Source organism: Candidatus Poriferisocius sp. (genome assembly GCF_965204145.1).
Classification (GTDB): Bacteria; Actinomycetota; Acidimicrobiia; order Acidimicrobiales; family Bin134; genus Poriferisocius.
This window is the reverse complement of record NZ_OZ241977.1, coordinates 1763889-1781665: the sequence shown is the minus strand read 5'-3', so window position 1 is coordinate 1781665 and position 17777 is coordinate 1763889. Positions and strand designations below refer to the sequence as shown.

At 67.1% G+C, this 17777-nt stretch carries 17 protein-coding genes and 1 other RNA gene; 12 read left to right on the top strand and 6 right to left on the bottom strand.

Annotation, left to right across the window (positions count from 1 at the left end; all coding sequences use genetic code 11):
- Positions 1–12: 12 nt before the first annotated feature.
- The 4 genes from ACOGI7_RS08220 (at position 13) to ACOGI7_RS08205 (ending at position 4167) form a co-directional block, all read left to right on the top strand.
- A complete protein-coding gene (locus tag ACOGI7_RS08220) occupies positions 13–477 on the top strand; it encodes a pyridoxamine 5'-phosphate oxidase family protein (RefSeq protein WP_419851431.1) in 465 nt (154 codons plus the stop codon).
- A gap of 77 nt (positions 478–554) precedes the next feature.
- Positions 555–2903 (top strand): transglycosylase domain-containing protein, encoded by a 2349-nt coding sequence (locus tag ACOGI7_RS08215; RefSeq protein ID WP_419851430.1) that lies wholly within the window; start codon positions 555–557, stop codon positions 2901–2903.
- A 16-nt stretch (positions 2904–2919) separates the two neighbouring features.
- On the top strand, positions 2920–3642 hold the full coding sequence (locus tag ACOGI7_RS08210) for a zinc ribbon domain-containing protein (RefSeq protein ID WP_419851429.1): 723 nt from the start codon (positions 2920–2922) through the stop codon (positions 3640–3642).
- Positions 3643–3657: 15 nt separating this feature from the next.
- Positions 3658–4167, top strand: coding sequence for a hypothetical protein (locus tag ACOGI7_RS08205; protein ID WP_419851428.1), 510 nt, complete (start codon positions 3658–3660; stop codon positions 4165–4167).
- 25 nt (positions 4168–4192) lie between these two features.
- Here the strand turns inward: ACOGI7_RS08205 and rnpB are convergent.
- An RNA gene (gene rnpB / locus ACOGI7_RS08200) (RNase P RNA component class A) lies at positions 4193–4558 on the bottom strand.
- Between the two features lie 78 nt (positions 4559–4636).
- Positions 4637–6076, bottom strand: coding sequence for an FGGY family carbohydrate kinase (locus ACOGI7_RS08195; protein ID WP_419851427.1), 1440 nt, complete (start codon positions 6074–6076; stop codon positions 4637–4639).
- Between the two features lie 45 nt (positions 6077–6121).
- Here ACOGI7_RS08195 and trpD point away from each other — a divergent pair, with 45 nt between their 5' ends.
- The 8 genes from trpD to ACOGI7_RS08155 are packed head-to-tail and all read left to right on the top strand — an operon-like array spanning position 6122 to position 13897.
- A complete protein-coding gene (trpD, locus tag ACOGI7_RS08190; protein WP_419851426.1) occupies positions 6122–7186 on the top strand; it encodes an anthranilate phosphoribosyltransferase in 1065 nt (354 codons plus the stop codon).
- Positions 7187–7230: 44 nt separating this feature from the next.
- Positions 7231–8484: an NYN domain-containing protein gene (locus ACOGI7_RS08185; protein ID WP_419851425.1), complete on the top strand. Its 1254-nt coding sequence runs from the start codon at positions 7231–7233 to the stop codon at positions 8482–8484.
- Positions 8481–9536: a tRNA epoxyqueuosine(34) reductase QueG gene (queG, locus tag ACOGI7_RS08180; RefSeq protein WP_419851424.1), complete on the top strand. Its 1056-nt coding sequence runs from the start codon at positions 8481–8483 to the stop codon at positions 9534–9536. Before ACOGI7_RS08185 ends, queG begins: the two co-directional genes overlap by 4 nt.
- A 3-nt stretch (positions 9537–9539) precedes the next feature.
- A complete protein-coding gene (locus ACOGI7_RS08175; RefSeq protein ID WP_419851423.1) occupies positions 9540–10682 on the top strand; it encodes a glycosyltransferase family 4 protein in 1143 nt (380 codons plus the stop codon).
- Entirely contained in the window at positions 10682–11182 is a 501-nt protein-coding gene (locus ACOGI7_RS08170; protein WP_419851422.1) for a hypothetical protein, read from the top strand. The genes ACOGI7_RS08175 and ACOGI7_RS08170 overlap by 1 nt, the downstream gene beginning before the upstream one ends.
- Positions 11175–11636, top strand: a complete 462-nt coding sequence (locus ACOGI7_RS08165; RefSeq protein WP_419851482.1) for an SRPBCC family protein — start codon at positions 11175–11177, stop codon at positions 11634–11636. Before ACOGI7_RS08170 ends, ACOGI7_RS08165 begins: the two co-directional genes overlap by 8 nt.
- 29 nt (positions 11637–11665) lie before the next feature.
- On the top strand, positions 11666–12841 hold the full coding sequence (locus ACOGI7_RS08160; RefSeq protein ID WP_419851421.1) for an aminotransferase class I/II-fold pyridoxal phosphate-dependent enzyme: 1176 nt from the start codon (positions 11666–11668) through the stop codon (positions 12839–12841).
- A 24-nt stretch (positions 12842–12865) separates the two neighbouring features.
- Positions 12866–13897, top strand: coding sequence for a 6-phosphofructokinase (locus tag ACOGI7_RS08155; protein WP_419851420.1), 1032 nt, complete (start codon positions 12866–12868; stop codon positions 13895–13897).
- 41 nt (positions 13898–13938) lie between these two features.
- Here the strand turns inward: ACOGI7_RS08155 and ACOGI7_RS08150 are convergent, their stop codons facing one another.
- From ACOGI7_RS08150 to ACOGI7_RS08135, 4 genes are read right to left on the bottom strand one after another with little or no spacing between them, the layout of a single operon-like run.
- The gene (locus ACOGI7_RS08150) at positions 13939–14739 is read right to left on the bottom strand and encodes a GerMN domain-containing protein (RefSeq protein WP_419851419.1); all 801 of its coding nucleotides are present in this window, start codon (positions 14737–14739) and stop codon (positions 13939–13941) included.
- Entirely contained in the window at positions 14736–16193 is a 1458-nt protein-coding gene (locus tag ACOGI7_RS08145; RefSeq protein WP_419851418.1) for a sensor histidine kinase, read from the bottom strand. The genes ACOGI7_RS08150 and ACOGI7_RS08145 overlap by 4 nt, the downstream gene beginning before the upstream one ends.
- Positions 16194–16214: 21 nt before the next feature.
- A complete protein-coding gene (locus ACOGI7_RS08140; protein WP_419851417.1) occupies positions 16215–16895 on the bottom strand; it encodes a response regulator in 681 nt (226 codons plus the stop codon).
- A 46-nt stretch (positions 16896–16941) separates the two neighbouring features.
- The gene (locus tag ACOGI7_RS08135; RefSeq protein ID WP_419851416.1) at positions 16942–17766 is read right to left on the bottom strand and encodes an inositol monophosphatase family protein; all 825 of its coding nucleotides are present in this window, start codon (positions 17764–17766) and stop codon (positions 16942–16944) included.
- Positions 17767–17777: the final 11 nt, after the last annotated feature.

Below are 17777 nucleotides of genomic sequence, written 5' to 3'. Positions count from 1 at the left end.
AAAGCTGAGCGCATGGCTAAGCGACGCGACAAGATCCGTTTGACCCCCGAAGAGCTCGAGGTGTTCATCGAGGAGCAGAAGAGCCTCCAGGTGGCCACCATCAACCGGGATGGGACGCCCCATCTGAGCACCCTGTGGTTTGCGGTGGTGGATGGCGACATCGTGTTCGAGACCTACACCAAGTCGCAGAAGATCAAGAACCTGGAGCGAGACAGCCGGATCGCCCTGCTGATGGAGGACGGCCTTGAGTACGACAAGCTCCGGGGAGTGGCCATCAACGGGCACGCCGAGCTGCACACCGACCCCGAGGTGGTCCACCGCTACGCCTTGGAGGTGATGGTCCGCAACAACCCCGGCGTCGACCGGGAGATGCTGTCGCAGGCAGCCGAACACATGGCCCTGAAGCGCACCGCCGTTGTGGTCAAGGCCGAGAAGACCATCAGCTGGGATCACACCAAGCTGGGCGGCAGCTACTGAGGGCCCATTTGCCCCGGTTGCGGAGCCGATAGTGCGCGCCCACTGTCGACTGCCGGGCCGATAGCGTTGGGGGTCTGGTGAAGGACTTCCTGAGGTGGCTGTCCCACCTGTTCCGTCTGGCCGTGCTCATGCCCATGCTGGCATTGGCATTGGCCGCCACCCTGTTCGTGGTCTGGCCCCCTACCACCGACGTGCTGAGGTCGTGGGAGTCCACCCCAGTCGAGGTGAACCTGACTGAGGATGTGAGCCTGGACGAGCTGGCCATTCGCTCCTACGTCTACGACTCGAACCTCCAGATCATCGACGTGTTCAGCTACGTGGAGAACCGGGTGCTGGTGGACCTCGACGACATTTCCGAAGAATTGAAGCACGCGGTGATCGCCATCGAGGACGAGAACTTCTACCTGCACACCGGCGTCGACCTCAGCGCGGTGTTCCGGGCCGGACTGGAGAATGTGGGGGCCGGGGGCATCACCCAGGGCGGCTCCACCATCACCCAGCAGCTCATCAAGAACCTGGTGGTGGGCAACAAGGTCGAGGCCGAGCGCAAGCTCCAGGAGATGGCCATGGCCAAGCGCCTCGAGCAGGAGATGGAAAAGGACGAGATCCTCAACCTGTATCTGAACACGGTGTACTTCGGCCAGGGCGCCTACGGAGTGCAGGCCGCGGCCGAGGTGTACTGGGGGCTGGATGCCGCCGATCTGGGATGGGGGGAGGCGGCCCTTCTGGCCGCGCTCATCAGCAACCCCAGCAGCAACGACCCCATCAACAACCCCCTCCGGGCCCTGCGCCAGCGGCGCATCGTGCTGAACCGGCTGGCCGAGCTGGAGTACATCACCCCCGAGCAGGCCGACGCCTACCACCTCCAGCCGCTGCCCAAAGAGGTCAACGAGATCGAGCTGCCCCCCAAGAGCTACTTCGTGGAGGAGGTGAAGCAGCAGCTCTTGGACGACCCCCGGTATTTGGGCGGAAGTGCCGAGGATCGCTTCAATCTTGTTTTCAACGGCGGCCTCAGCATCTACACCACCTTCGACCCTGCCGCCCAGCGCCAGGCCGAGGCGGCGGTGGCCGCCACCCTGGCCGAATACAACGAGGGAGAGCACGGCGGGGTCGAGGCCACCATGGCCCTGGCCACCCTCGAACCCGACACCGGAGCGGTGAGAGCGGTGGTGGGGGGACCGGGGTTCGCCCAGGACACCGAGGAGTTCAACCTGGCCACCCAAGGCACCCGCCAGCCCGGGTCGGCGTTCAAGACGTTCGTGATGATGACCCTGTTCGAGCAGGGGTACCTGCCCAGCGACCGGATCAGCGGACGGGGTCCCTGCCAGATTCCCAACCCCGGTGGCGTCCCCGACCCCTATGTGGCCAACAACTTTGCCAGCTCGCCTGGCATGGTCGACACCATCACCAACCAGATCAGGGTGTCCTCCAACTGCGCGTTCTTGCGGTTGGGCCGGGTGGCGGGGATTCAGCCGGTGGTCGACACCGCGACCAAGATGGGCATCACCACCGAGTTGGAGCCGGTGGCGTCGCTGCCGCTGGGCTCCGAGGAGGTCCACCCCGTCGACATGGCGTCGGCCTACGGGGTGATCGGCACCGGGGGCATCCGCTACGAGCCGTACTTCATCGAGCGGATCGTCGACCGCCAGGGCAACGTGCTCTACCGCCACGAGCTGTCGGGCCAGCGGGTGGTGACGGAGCGCTCGGCCTGCTGGGCCACCGACGTGTTGGAGAACAACATGGTCAACGGCACCGGGCGGCGGGCGCAGCTGCCCCTCCAGACTGCGGCGGGCAAGACCGGCACCACCGAGGAGTCGGCCGATGCGTGGTTCGTGGGGTTCACTCCTCATCTGGCTACTGCGGTGTGGCTGGGGAACCCCAATGAGCGCATCCCCATGCGCAAGGTCACCGGCAGCTCCTATCCGGCGGTGGCGTGGGGCCGGTTCATGACCAGCTATCACGAGGGCCTTGAGGTGGTGGAATTTCCGAATTGTCCCGGCGAGCCCCGGCTCAGCGACCTCATCGAGCTGGAGGACGTGTTCACGGTGGGCGTCCCCTGTGCGACGCCGCTGGAGCCCGAGGACCCGGAGGTGATTGTGCCCGTCATCGTGCCGGTGGACACCGACGGAGACGGCACTCACGACGCGTGCGTGGATTTGCTGGTCACCGAAGGAGTCGAGCCGTGTGGGTTCAGCGAGTTCGCGGTGGAGGGCGGAGAGCCCATCCCGCTGTTCTGCGGCACTCCCTTGCCCATCGAGGTGGAGTGCCTCGACGGCCAGTTCCCTCTGGACTCCAACGACGACGGGGTGGCCGACACCTGCGTGGGTCCGGGTTCTGGTTCAGATCTCCCCACCGACGACGAGGTGGTCCCTGATTCTGGTGTCGACGGCCCCGATCCGGGCACGGTGTCTGAGTCCGAAGCATGACCCCTAAGATCGCACCGTGAGCGACGATCACTTCCAGCGCCTGCTGTCGGTGCAGGACCACGACACCCGGATCGACCAGCTCCGCCATCGCCTTGACACCTTGCCCGAGAAGGCCGCGCTGGCCGCCCGGCAATCGGACAGCAAGAGGCTCGTCGACCAGCGGGAGGCCTTGCAGATGAAGCAGCTGGAGCTTCAGCGGAATCTCAAGCGCAACGAGGACGAGCTGGCCGCTCTGGAAGACCGGACCAAGCGGGAGCACGACCGGCTGTACTCCGGAGAGGTCACCGGCACCCGGGAGCTGCTGACGCTTCAAGAGGAAGTGGACGGACTGCGGTCGCGCTGCTCGGCCATGGAAAGCGATGCTTTGGAGTTGATGGAGGCGATCGAGGGAATCGAGTCTGACGTTGTGACTCTGGGCACCAGCCTCGAGGCCGCCGACGCCGAGGCAATCTCTGCCCAACAGCAGCTGACTGAGGCCGAAGCCGCCGTGCAGGCCGAGATCGACCAGGAGGCCGCCGCACGCTCAGCCGAGGCCGCCGATGTCCCCGAGGCCGCCCTGGCCAGCTACGAGGGACTGCGAGCCCGCATGGGCGGAGTGGCGGTGGCCCGGCTCCGCAACGGCATCTGCGAGGGCTGCCATCTGGCGCTTTCGGCCATGGAACTCGACCGCATCCGCCACGCGCCCGCCGATGAGCTGTGCCACTGCGAGGAGTGCGGCCGCATCCTGGTGAGGGCCTGACCGGACGGACAACCAGTGTTCTTCTGGTTTCTGGCCCTCAGCTTCGTGCTGGTGGCCCTGGTGTTCGACAGTCCGGCGCTGGACTACCGCATGGTGATGCTCGGCTCCCTGCTGCCGATGGTCGAGCTGCTGGCCGGGGGTCCGTGGGCGCTGCACACCCTGCTGGCGCCGCTGGTCGTGCTGTTGGCGGTGATGCTGGCCACCCGGGGCCGCCGGTTGGCCCGGCGCCGCTGGCTGGGACTGCCCATCGGGTTGTTCCTGTACTTGGTGCTGGACGGCGCGTGGCTGCGCACTGATCTGTTCTGGTGGCCGGTTTTCGGGGTGGATGTGGCCAACGGGGGCCTTCCCGAATTCAAGCCCGCGGGCGCGCTGATCGCACTAGAGCTGATCGGATTGGCCGTCGGCGCCTGGGCCGTGCGCCGCTACGGCCTCACCGATCGCCAGCGTTTGCGCCTGTTCTGCACCCAGGGCCGCCTTGACCGGTCTCAGATGGGCGCTGATCGGCGGCAGCCCCGGCAGCGCTGAGCATTGCCGTCTCCGAAGAGATTGGACGGTGAGTCGGCCTGTAGGCGGGATTCTGTCCGGGTCCTGGCGGACCGTAGGTGGCCATCCATCTAAGCGGCCTACCCGGGGACTGCCCCTGACGGGGCGGCGGGCCACCATGTCCCCTGCTTGGCCTTGCTCCCGGTGGGGTTTGCCGAGCGAGCCGAGTCGCCCCGGCCCCTGGTGCGCTCTTACCGCACCGTTTCACCCTTGCCTGTGCCCGGAAATCCGGGCCATCGGCGGTCTGTTCTCTGTGGCACTTTCCTTCGAGTCGCCCCGACTGGCCGTTAGCCAGCACCGTTGCCCTGCGGAGTCCCGACCTTCCTCGACACCGAGGCCGAGGCCCCGATGCCGCGGCCACCTGGCCGACTCACCGTCGCATCCAGTCTGCCAGCCCCGCCATCTTGAGGCGAGGGGGTTTTGTGGGCGCACGTACGCGCGCCGAGGGGTTTTATAGGCCGATATCGGAGAGCTCGGGGTACCAGCGGGCCGCCCGCTGCACCGCGTCGTGCCAGCGATCGCGTTCCACAACCGCCTGCGGCTCCACTACCGCCCGGGGCGACCAGGAGTCGGCCACCTCTTGCCAGCTTGACCACTGGCCCAGCGCCCGTCCGGCCAGCACCGCCGCGCCCAGCGCGGTCCCCTCCGGCACGGAGCACAGTTCCACCGTCCGGGCCAGGGTGTCGGCCAGTATCTGGACGAACACCGGATTCTGAGACATCCCGCCGTCCACCCTGAGCCGCTCCAGGCGATGGCCGCTGTCGGCCTCGACGGCTTCCACCAGATCGGCGGCCCGGTGGGCGACTCCCTCGAACACCGCCCGCACGATGTGGGCCGTGGTGGTGCCCCCGGTAATGCCGAACAGCGCGGCCCGGGCGCCGAAGTCCCAGTGGGGAGTGCCCAGCCCGTATAAGGCCGGCACGTACACCACGCCGCCGGTGTCGGACACGCTGGCGGCCAACTCGGTCGACTCGGCCACATCGCCCAGCAGACCCACATCGTCGATCAGCCAGCTCATGTTCGACCCGGCGGCGATCATCATGGCCTCCACGCCCCACACGATGGCCCCGTCCTCCTGCCAGGCCACGATGGGAAACGTGCCCCGGTCGCTGCGCTTGTCGGCGATCGGCCGGTCGGGGCCGGTGCACACGTCCAAGAAGGCACCGGTGCCGAAAGTGAGCTTGGCCAGCCCTTCGAGCACACAGCGCTGTCCGATGAGCGAAGACTGCTGGTCGCCGATGATCCCGGCAATCGGGGGCGCCCCTGGCAATGCAGAAGCAGTGCCCACCACCCCGGTGGAGTCCACGATCTCCGGCAGGCAGTGAGCGGGAACCCCGATCTGCCCCACAATCTCATCCGACCAGCGGCTTCCGTCGTCGCTCAGCATCCCGCTCATCGCCGCATTGGAGGGATCCACCACATGGCTGGCGCCCTGCGACAAGCACCACACCGCCCAGGTGTCCACGGTGCCGAAGCACAGATCCCGAGTCCGGTCGGAATCGTGCTGGTCGAGCAGCCAGACCAGCTTGGTGGCCGACTCGTTGGGAACCAGCCGAAGGCCCTCGGCCTGCCACGAAAGGCACTCGCCCACCGTGCGAAGGTCCTGCCATCCCAGGGCCGGGCCCACCGGCTCTCCGGTCTGCCGGTCCCACACCACCGCCGATCCCCGTTGGTTGGTGACGGCCACCGCATCCACGCCCTCGACCTCGTCGATGACTTCGGTGGCGGTTCGGAGAATGACAGCGGCCATCTCGTTGGCGTCGAACTCCACCAGCCCCGGCTCGGGCATGTCGGGGGGTGTGCGCTGCTGGCGAAAGCAGATCACCCCATGCCCGTCGGTCACCGCGGAGCGGATGCTGCTGGTGCCCACGTCGATGACGCAGATCTTCATAAAGGAGATTGTGGCAGGGTACAGATGATGGGCCACACTTAGGCCGTGAGCCTCGACGAGCACGGGGGATGGGCCGGGATATTCCGGCAGTTGACGGGAGGCGGCCACCTCAGCGCGGCGGCGGCCGACGCGGTCATGTCCGAGATCCTTCAGGGGGAGGCGACGCCTGCGCAGATCGCCGGGTTTGTGATTGCTTTGCGGACCAAGGGGGAGACCGCGGAAGAACTCGTCGGCCTGCTGTCGGCCATGCGGGAGGCGGCGGAGACGGTTCCGCTGGATGCCGCCGGCCTCGGCCTGATCGACACCTGCGGCACCGGCGGCGACCACAGCGGCAGCATCAACGTGTCCACCGCGGCTGCGCTGGTGGCTGTTGGAGCGGGGGCCAGGGTGTGCAAGCACGGCAACCGGTCGGCCTCATCCCAATGCGGGTCTGCTGATGTGCTGGAGGCGCTGGGGGCGGTGATCGATCTCGGTCCCAACGGCGTGGCCCGGTGTGTGACCGAGGTCGGCTTCGGTTTCTGTTTGGCCCCCCGCTTCCATCCGGCCATGCGCCATGCGGGACCGCCCCGGCGGGAGCTGGGCGTGGGCACGGTGTTCAACTTCCTCGGGCCGCTGGCCAACCCGGCCCGCGTTCGGCGCCAGCTGGTGGGGACCAGCGATCGGTCGATGGCCGAGATCATGCTGGAAGTGCTGGCTGCCACCGGTTCGGAGCGGGCCATGATCGTGCACGGCCAGGACGGCTTGGACGAGTTGTCCACCACAGCGCCCACCGATGTCTGGGAGTTGCGGGATGGCAATACGCTCCACCACACGGTGGATCCCGCTGCGCTGGGTCTGGCGCCCGCCTCCCCAGGGGATTTGGTAGGCGGGGATGCAGCCGTCAATGCCGACTGCTTGCGACGGGTCTTGGACGGCCAGCCGGGGCCGCACCGGGACATCGTGGTGCTCAACGCGGCCGGGGCCTTGGTGGTGGCCGATGTGGCCGACACACTGGGTGAAGGGCTGGAGGCCGCGTCGGCATCCATCGACGACGGGCAGGCGGGCGAAGTGCTGGATGCCTTCGTCTCGGTCTCAAATGACGCCGACCAGCAGGGTGGGGAGCAGGAATGAAACCGGGGAATAGTCCGACAACTGAGGAATTGAGAGACGCGCTCATGAGGTCGGTGGAGATCGCTCGGGCCGGGCAGAAAGAGAAGCCCCCGATCGACCCGCCGGCACGGTTGAAGCAGTTCATGGCGTTCAACAAGAGCAAGTTCACCGAACGGGCGTTGAACCAGGTGCGCCAGGTGGTGGAGGCCGACGGGGAGTTCCGAGAGCGGGTGGTTGCGGCTATTGCCGAGGAGGAGGTGGGCCGAATCGGTTGGCTTTGGCTGACTCGACCGGACGGGTGGGAGAAGGAGTATGCCGCGCTGGCTGCAACCGCCGAGCGCGATTCAGAGCGGGCTGCTGATGCCCAACGGGTCCAAGAGCTCGCGCAGCGACTGCAACGGGCCGAGACGGGCCTCGAAAAGGCCGATGTCCATCGGGACAGGGCTGCCCGTGAGCGGGATGAGGCTCGATTGCAGGCCGCCCAGGCCCGCACCGAGGCTCGTCGAGCCGATGAGGAGGCGGCCAGGCTCATTGCCCTGTTGGATCAGACGCGAACGGCACTCGAGACTGCTCAGAGCAGCTTGGAGCGAGTCCAGCGCAAAGAGGTTCGAACCGACGAGAAGCTGAAGAAGGCTCAGGCGCAGAACGACCGGCTCAAAAAAGACCTCAGGGATGCCCGCGAGCAGCATGGCGGGGAGGTCAGCAGCCTCAAAGCGCGGCTGGCGGCTGCCGAAAACGAGGTGGCGATGGCCCGAGAGGCCGGTTTTGAGCCCCCGGCTGAGCCCGAGCCCGTGCTGCCGCCCCCGCTGACCAAGCGAACGCCGGTTTCCATGCCCGGCGGGTTGCTCAATGACACCCCTGAAGCCGTCGAATATCTGCTTCGGCAGGTGTCCGACGTGGTGGTGCTGGTCGACGGCTACAACGTGACGTTCAAGAACTGGGAGAAACTGGCAGTGCAGGAGCAGCGGCACCGGTTTCTTCGCAAGATCGAGGAGCTGAGCGCCCGGTATTCCGGGGCGGAGTTCGTCGTGGTGTTCGACGGCACCGAGACCGACTACGACTACATCGCCACCACTGCCCGCTCCCTGGGGGTGACGGTTCGATTCTCCGAGCCGGGGATGACCGCCGATGACCACATCATCAACCAGTGTGAGTCCTATCCGCTGTCGCGACAGATCGTGGTGGTCTCCGAGGACGGTGAAGTACGCGAGCGGGCCCGAGACAGGGGGGCCAACCTCGTCCACCCCCGCAAGCTGTTGGAGATCATGGGCCTTGAGGTAGAAGACCCTGAGGGCTGGACGAGTTTCGGAGAGTGGTGAGCGCCCTCAACGCCGATGAAGTGATCGCGGCTGGCTTGGCCGCCGGACTCGACGCCGTCGGCGTGGCCCCGGCCGAGCCCTTCGAGTCCACCCGGGCCACCTTGGTGGAGAGGCGAGGACAGGGCCTGCACGGGGGCATGGCGTTCACCTATCGCAATCCCGACCGCTCCACCGACCCCGGCCGCACGGTGGCCGGGGCCCGGTCGCTGGTGGTCGGTGCGCTCGGCTACCGGCGTCGAATTCCGGTGGCACCCGACCGGGCGGTGGGCCGGGTGGCGGCCTACGCCCGCCGCGACTACTACGCCACGCTGCGAGAAGCTCTGCGCGAAGTTGCCGAGCTGCTGCGCAGCGCCGGCCATGAGGCCGCCGTCGTGGCTGACGACAATGCCCTCGTGGACCGGGAGGCGGCCCGGCGGGCGGGGCTGGGCTGGTACGGCAAGAACAGCAATATCTTGCTTCCGGGCCAGGGGAGCTGGTTCGTGCTGGGCTCGGTGATCACCACTGCGGCGCTTGAGCAGTCGAACCCGGTTCCCGATCAGTGCGGGCCGTGTCGCCGCTGTTTGGACGGCTGCCCAACGGGGGCGATCGTGGCGCCCGGCGTGGTGGACGCCCGCCGGTGCCTGGCGTGGCTGGTGCAGGCCGACGGCGATTTCCCCCTGGAGTTCCGAGAGGCTCTGGGCGACCGGATCTACGGCTGCGACGACTGCCAGGAAGTGTGCCCCCCCAACAGGGCGGCCGAGTCCGACCGCGCTAGGGCCGAAGCAGGATCTGGTGATCTGGATGATGACATCGCATGGGTGGATCTGGTGGATCTGCTGCAATTGGACGACGATGAGCTGATGGCCCGCTATGGCCGCTGGTACATTCCCCGGCGCGAGCCCCGCTATGTGCGGCGCAACGCGCTGGTCGCGCTGGGAAACTCCGGCCGAAGAAACGATCCCGCAGTGATCGATATCCTGCACCGCTACCTGTCGGACCCCGACCCCATGCTGGTGCGCCACGCCGATTGGGCGGCTTCCCGCCTCGGTGTGCGCTCGGTAGAGCCGGTTTGAGCCATGGCCCGGCATCTCCTGGTCACCAACGACTATCCCCCCAAGCTGGGGGGCATCCAGAACTACCTGTGGGAGCTGTGGCGCCGGCTGCCCCCCGAAGAGGTATGCGTGCTGACCCGGTCCCATCCCGGGGACGCAGAGTGGGATGCCCAGCAAGGTCACCAGGTGGTCCGCTCGCCCCGCCAGTTTCTGCTGCCCACCCGGGAGATGGCCGAGGAGATCAGCAGGCTGGTCGCCGAGGTCGATGCCGAGCTGGTGCTCTATGACCCCGCGGTTCCGCTGGGGGCGCTCGCCCCCCGCCTGCCCCATCCCTACGGCGTGATCCTGCACGGGGCCGAGGTGACCGTCCCGGGTCGCCTGCCCGGCACCCGGCAGCTGCTGGCCCGGGTGCTGCGCGGCGCCGAAGTGGTGATCACCGCTGGGCGGTACTCGGTGGCCGAAGCCGAGCGGGCCGCCGGTGGTCCGCTGCCCGCAGTGATCGTGCCGCCCGGGGTTGACATCGATCGCTTCAAACCCCTGGATGCGGTCCAGCGGCGGGAGGCCCGCCTGCGATTCGGACTTCCCGTCGATGCCCCGGTGGTTGTGTCCATCAGCCGGCTGGTGCCTCGCAAGGGGATGGATGTGCTGATTGCGGCGTCGGCCCGACTGGCCGACCGCCATCCGGGGCTCACCCTGGCGATAGCCGGTGCCGGGCGCGACCGGGATCGTCTCGACCGGCTCATCGGGCGCACGGGCGCACCGGCCCGCCTGCTCGATCGGGTGGCCGATGCGGACCTGCCCGACCTCTACGGCTGTGCCGATGTGTTCGCCATGGTGTGCCGCCAGCGCTGGGGTGGTTTGGAGCAGGAGGGATTCGGCATCGTGTTCTTGGAGGCCGCCGCCGCCGGAGTGCCACAGTTGGCTGGTGACAGTGGGGGAGCGGCCGAGGCGGTGGAGCATGGCCGAACCGGTCTGGTGGTGCAAGAGCCCAGCCACCTGGATGCAGTGATCGCATCTTTGGATACCCTGCTGTCGGATCGGGTTCGCCTTCAGCGGATGGGGCTGGAAAGCCGGCTGAGAGCAGTGGCCGAATTCTCCTATGACCATATGGCCGAGCGGCTTCGAGGGGTGATAGCCGAGGTCATAGCCCGCGGGATGAATCGCTGATGGCATTGAGCAGCCGCTTGGTGCCCCCGGGGGTCGAGGGCCAGGACCTTCTTCGGGCGTGCTGGGCGGGGACTGCGGTGTTCGCTGCCGTCGCTATTGCCACCACGGCGTTTCCCGATCCCATGGCCGTTCCCATCGCAGTGGTGTCGCTCGGGCTGCTGGTCGCCGGGTGTGCAGCCATGCTCTGGGCTTTCCAGCGGGCGTTGCAGCGCAGTCGCTACGAGTTGATCGGCGTGGGGGGCCTCTACTTTCTGGCGGGCTGTGCGCCCCGTTCGGTTCGGCTCTCGATGATGGCCGCTGTGGCCACCGAGGTGGTCGTGGCGCTGGCCGCGGCCTCGGTGCGTCCGTTCACCGCGTCCGCATTCGGTATCCTGGTACCTGTCTATGCACTCGGCTTGTCCGGTGCATGGGGGGCCAGGCACGGGATCTTCCCGCCCCGGCCTTCCGATGACCCAACTTCAGAACGCGTCGATCCCAGCAGGAACGGTGACGATGTTTGACCAGGCCACCAAGAGCATCTCCATAGAAGCATCGCCGGAGCGCTGCTTCGAAGTGGTGTGCGATTTCGAGTCCTATCCCGAATGGGCCACCGAGGTGAAGCAGGTGGAGGTGGTCCGACGGGACGACGACGGCCGGGGCGGCCTGGTGTCGTTCCGGGCCGCAGCCATGGGCCGCAGCACCAACTATCTGCTGGAGTACTACTACGGGTCCAACCCGCTCCGGGTGTCCTGGCGGTTGGTGCAGGGGGATCTGACTCGCCGACTCGACGGGGAGTACTGCTTCAACTCGGTGCCCGGCGAACCGGATCGCACGGAGGTCACCTATCACCTTGCCGTCCAGATGGTGATGCCGCTGCCCGGTTTCGTAAAGCGCAGGGCCGAGGCACGCGTCATGCAGACCGCACTGGAGAACCTGCGCCGCCGGGCCGAATCCGGTGCCGGGAAACCACATTAAATCTGACTTCCAGAAAGTAGATTGGACCTGTGGAGTTCCGCCGGATCAACAACCTGCCCCCGTATGTCTTCACCATCATCAACGACTTGAAGGTGGAAGGTCGCCGAGACGGCCATGACATCATCGACCTGGGGTTCGGCAATCCCGATCTGCCGTCCCCCGATATCGCGGTGGAGAAGCTGGCGGAGGCGACTCGCAACCCCCGCAACCACCGCTACTCGGCCAGCCGGGGCATCCCCAAGCTGCGCGAGGCCATCGCCGGGTACTACGCCCGGCGGTTCGGCGTGTATCTCGACCCCGACACCGAGGTGATCAACACCATCGGGGCCAAGGAGGGGTTCTCCCATCTCATGTGGACGCTGCTCCAGCCCGGCGACGCCGCGCTGGTGCCCTCGCCCTCCTATCCCATCCACCTGTATGCACCGTTGTTCGCCGGTGCTGAGGTGCGGGAGATTCCCCTGAGCACGGGCACTGATTTCTTCGGGACGATGCAGGAGCGCTGGCGGTATTCGTGGCCCAAGCCCCGCATCATCGTGCTCTCGTTCCCCCACAACCCCACCACCGCATGTGTGGACCTGGAGTTCATGGCCGGTGTCGTGGACTTCGCCAAAGAGCACGACGTGCTGCTGGTCCACGATTTCGCCTACGCCGACCTGGGATACGACGGCTACCTGCCACCATCCATCATGCAGGTTGAGGGGGCCAAGGATGTGGCGGTGGAGCTCTATTCCATGACGAAGTCCTTCTCCATGGCCGGCTGGCGGGTGGCGTTCATGGTGGGCAATCCCCGGGTGGTGGCGGCGTTGGCCAAGCTCAAGTCCTATTTGGACTACGGCACCTTCCAGCCCATCCAGATCGCCGCCACGGTGACTTTGAACGAGGCGCCCGGCCATCCCAAAGAGGTGTGCGACATCTACCAGAGCCGCCGCGACGCCCTCTGCTTGGGGCTGAACCGAATGGGCTGGGAAGTGGAGCCGCCCAAGGGGACCATGTTCGTTTGGGCCAAGATCCCCGAGCCCTATCGGGAAATGGGTTCGGTGGAGTTCGCCTCCTGGCTAGTGCGGGACGCCCGAGTGGCGGTCTCGCCGGGGGTGGGATTCGGCCCCGGCGGGGAGGGCCACGTCAGGTTCGCGCTCATTGAGAATGAGCAGCGCACCGCGCAAGCCGTCCGCCAACTCCGCCAATCGCTGACCAAGCTGGATTAGAGGCCAAGTTCCCTTGAGAGCCCCATGAGAGTCGGTGTGCTGACCGGGGGCGGTGACTGTCCGGGGTTGAACGCCGTCATCCGGGCAATCGTGCGCAAGGCCGAGCGACACTACGGCGACTCGGTGATCGGTTTTCTCGATGGATGGCGCGGGGTGCTCGAAGGCGAGTTCATCGAGGTGGACGTCGAGCGCATGCGGGGCACTCTGCCCCGGGGTGGCACTGTGCTGGGCACTTCCCGGCTGTCTCCCAGAATGTACGACGACGGGATCGACCGGGTGCGGGCCACGATGGAGACTGCGGGCGCCGACGCTTTGATCGTCATCGGGGGCGAGGGCACTCTTTCGGCGGGTGTGGGGGTGTTCGAAGCCGGGGCGGCCAATGTGGTCGGGGTGCCCAAGACCATCGACAACGACATCGGGCTCACCGAGCTCACCTTCGGTTTTGACACCGCGGTGGGTATCGCCACTGCGGCTATCGACCGGTTGCACACCACCGCTGAGTCGCACGACCGGGTGATGGTGGTAGAGGTGATGGGCCGCCATGTGGGCCATATCGCCACCTGGGCCGGCATCGCCGGTGGGGCCACACTCACCCTGATCCCCGAGGAGCCCTTCGATATCGAGGCAGTGGCAGATGCCATCATCAGACGCCACCAACGGGGACGCTGGGCCTCCATCGTGGTAGTGGCCGAAGGGGCTCGGCCAAAGGAGGGCACCATCGAGATGCCCGAGCCGGAAATCGACCAGTTCGGCCACGTCCGGTTGGGCGGGATCGGCCAGGTGGTGGCGGCTGAGATCGAGGCCCGAACCGGTTTCGACACCCGGGTGACGGTCCTCGGCCATATCCAGCGGGGCGGCACCCCCAGTGCGCTCGACCGGGTGCTGTGCTCGTGGTACGGCATCGCGGCCATCGATGCGGTCCACGACGGTGACTGGGGGTCGATGGTGGCATTTCAGGGTGGGGAGATGGTTCGGGTACGGCTCGCCGATGCGGTGGCTGAGCTGAAGCCGGTCAGCCCCGCGCTCTACGACGTGGCCCGGGCGTTTTTCCCCTAGCCGACGCTCCCCGGCCGGCACTCACCGTCGAGTTGGCAATCTCAGGACAAGTCGAGGGTGAAATCGGGAGGAATCCCCGGGGGCAGGGTGGGTCCGGGCTCGGGGGTTGGAGTGATCACGACGGGGGGTGTCGGCGTCGGGCTCGGTGCCTCGGGCGGCACGGTCGGTGTGGGGGGTTCGGTCGCGGTGGGAGTCTCGACCGGGGTGGGCTCGGGCGTGGGTTCAGGCTGGTATTCGGGATCCAGCGAATAGAAGTCGTCCCGGGTCACGGGCACATCGCTCTCGCCGCTGTCGGTGGGCAGCGGCACAGGGTTGCCGTTCAACGTCAATGAGAATCGGGTTGAGCCGGTGTTCTGGGTGGCGGTGAACACCAGCTGGGCCACGGCGAGCTGGCGATTCTCGCCCTCCAAGCGCTCTTCGAACACCTCGGACTCCAGCGCCACGACCACCAAGTCGTTGGAGGGGTCGATGTCCACCGAGGACACCTCGACATCGGCCGGCAGGGCGGTGGTCAGGGCCTGTTCCGACTCGGTCTCGTTGGGAGCGGAGAAGAGGGCCTCCAGCACGGCGATGGGACGGGCTGGGCTGGCCACGTCGCGGGCCACGGGGGACAGCAGGTTGTTCTCATCGATCAAGTAGATGAGCACCTCCTGGGTGATCAGCGGCGTTGGCTCCGGGGACGCGGTGGGCGCCGCCAGGTCGTCGGGGAGACGGGAGTATTCAACGGTGCGGGGTCGGCCGTCTTCGGGCACTGAGCAGGCCGCGCCGACCAAGAGGGCGACGGCCGACAGAGATGCGGCCAGAGCCGCCCCCCGGCGTCGGCGTGCGGTTGCCCTGGTCATGGCACGGCGATGGGGAGGTAGACGACAAATCTGATCCCCGGCTGGCCGTCAGGTCGATCCTCGCACCAAACGCGGCCCTGATGCAGGCCCACGTGCTCGGCCACAAGGGCCAGCCCCAGTCCCACTCCGGTGCTGGTACCCCGCTCGACTGCTTGTCGGCCCCGGGAGAACCGGTCGAAGATGTGCTCCCTCTCATCGTCGGCCACGCCGGGTCCCGAGTCCTCGATTGCGATCACAACCTCTTTGCCTTGATGGCCGAGGGCGATCTTGGTGGCGCCCCCGGCGTATCTCTGGGCATTGCTCAGCAGATTGTCGAAGACCTGCACCAGTCGGCGCTTGTCGGCCCGCACCCTGGTTCGAGCGGTGACCAGGTCGCAGTCGATGGGAATCTTGACCGGGCTGGTGGCCGACACGGCATTCTCCACGAACTCGAGCAGGTTGAACACGTCCAAATCCAGTTCCGCGGTGCCGACGTCGAAGCGGGAGATCTCCAGCAGATCCTCCACCAAGTGCTCGAAGCGGTTGACGTCCTCGGTCAAGAGGTCCAGGGCGGTTCGGGCCCGCTCGGGCAATTCGGCCCGGCGGGTGTTCATGACCTCCACCGAAGCGGACAGGGTCATGAGGGGCGATCGCAGTTCGTGGCTTACCTCGGACGCGAATCGCTCATCCCGGGCGATCCGGTCTTGGAGCGCGCCCACCATGTCGTTGAAGGAGTCGGTGAGCGCAACCAGCTCTTGGGCGGCCCCGGCCTCCAGCCGGGTGTTGAGGTCGCCGCGGGCGATGGACTGAGCGGCTTCGCCGATGTCCACCAGCGGGCGCAGCAGACGACGGCTGGCCCAGAAGCCGACCACGGCCGAGGCCAGGGTCACGCCCCCGCCCGCGCTGGCCAGGATGATTCCCAGGGAGCCCAGGGTGTCCTCGATTTCATCCAACGGCGTGGCCTCGTAGTAGGAGGCGTTGTGGCCGGGGATGGGGATGCCGATCACCAAGAAGGGCCTGTCCCTCACCCGGTAGCGCATCCGCGCCGGCTTGCCGCCTTCCACGGTTCGGCGGAGGCGCTCGTCGATATCGCCCTGCTCGAACTCGAAGGACGGCTGAAACCAGTCGCTGCCCACCCGCAAGACCGGCCGGGAGCCCTCGGGGGTGGCCAGCGTGCTGACCAGATTCTGGAGGGCCTCAGACTCGATGTCGGGGCTGAGACGGCGGTTGACCACCGAGGCGTTGAACCCCACCGTGGCCAGGGCGTCATTCTCCCTCCCGTTGAGGAGGTTCTGGCGGGTCAGCGCGAACACGATGACGCTGAGCGCCGCCGACAGCAGCAAGGTGGAGAGCACGAAAGCCAGGATGATGCGGGTGCGGAGCCTCAGCCGCCGGGCCCGAGAGCCCGCCCGGCGCCAAATGCGGGGGCGAATTCCCGGACGCCGGGCCTCAGAACCCGATTGGGGCCAGGACATTCGAGCGACGCCTCCAGGCCTCTAGGCCTGGAGCTTGTACCCGAGGCCGCGGACGGTGACCACGTAACGCGGGTTGGCCGGGTCGGTCTCGATCTTGGTGCGCAACCGCCGGATGTGGACGTCCACTAAGCGGCCGTCGCCGAAGTACCCGAGATCCCACACCCGCTCGAGGAGCACCTCTCGGCTCAGCACTTTGCCGGAGTTGGTGGCCAACTCCACCAAGAGGCGGAACTCCGTCTTGGTGAGGTGGGCCTCTTCGCCGTTGACGGTCACCACCCCTTGTTCGGGCATGATCTCCAGTTGCCCGAAGCGCAGGTCGGTCATGGAGGTGTCGGTGGTGCGGACTCGGCGCAACAGGGCGCGGATGCGGGCCGAGAGCTCCTTGGGAGCGAACGGCTTGGTCAAGTAGTCGTCCGCGCCCGCCTCGAGGCCGGCGACCACATCGTGGGTGTCGGCTCGGGCCGTGACCATGATGATGGGCACGTCGCTGGAGCGGCGGAGCGTGCGGCACACCTCGAACCCGTCGACATCGGGAAGCATGATGTCGATGAGAACGACGTCGGCGGGTGCCTCCGAGAAAGCGGCGAACGCCTCCTGCCCGTTGGCCGCCTCCAGCACATCCCAGCCCTCGTCTTCGAGGGCAAGGCGGACCGCGGTGCGGATCCTCTCGTCGTCCTCAATGGCCAGGATGCGAGTTCCCACCCTGAAATGGTGCCTGATTTTCAGTGCAAATGCGTGGCAGGAGGGCTCATAGTTGGTCGGCTTCGGCATCCTTGAGCAGTTTCAGCAGGGTGTCGGCCACTCCTGGCGACGCGGCGAACACGAAATCGCTGCTGGGAGCCCCCCCGTTCAGGTCTTGGACGATTGCGCCGGCCTCCTCGCAAATGAGGACCCCCGCGGCATAGTCCCACGGATTCAGCCCGACTTCGAAGAAGGCGTCCACCCGGCCGCAGGCCACCGAGCAGAGATCGACCGCCGCCCCTCCCACTCGCCGGATATCGCCGATGACCGGCAGCAGCTCCCCGAGCACTTCCGCCTGGCGCCGCCGGCGTTCGTGGGCATAGGAGAACCCGGTGGCCACCAGGGCCAGCGCCAGATCGCCGTCGGGGCGCACGTGGATGGGACTTCCGTTGACCCGGGCCCCGCCGCCCCGGTGCGCGGTGAACGTCTCGTTGAGCATTGGATCGATCACCGCGCCGGCGACGACCTGGCCGGCGGCCTCGGCAGCCACCGATACCCCGAAGCCCGGGTGGCCGTGGACGAAGTTCACCGTGCCGTCGATGGGGTCGATGATCCAGCGCACGCCGGTGGTGCCGTCACGTCCCGAGCCCTCCTCGCCCAGGATGGCGTCATCGGGCCGCCAGGCGGTCAAGAACTCCACGATGGCGGCCTCGCAGGCCACGTCCATGTCGGTGACAAGGTCGGTACGCGACGACTTGGCCGAGATCTGAAGCTGGGCACCGGTCTGGGCTCGCAGCAGCGAAGCCGCGACTTCCGCGGCCTCCGCCGCCAGCTTCTCCAGGTGGTCCCACTCTGGACCAGCCGGCACTGAAGAGGGTTCGGTCTCTGGCACAGCTGAACTCT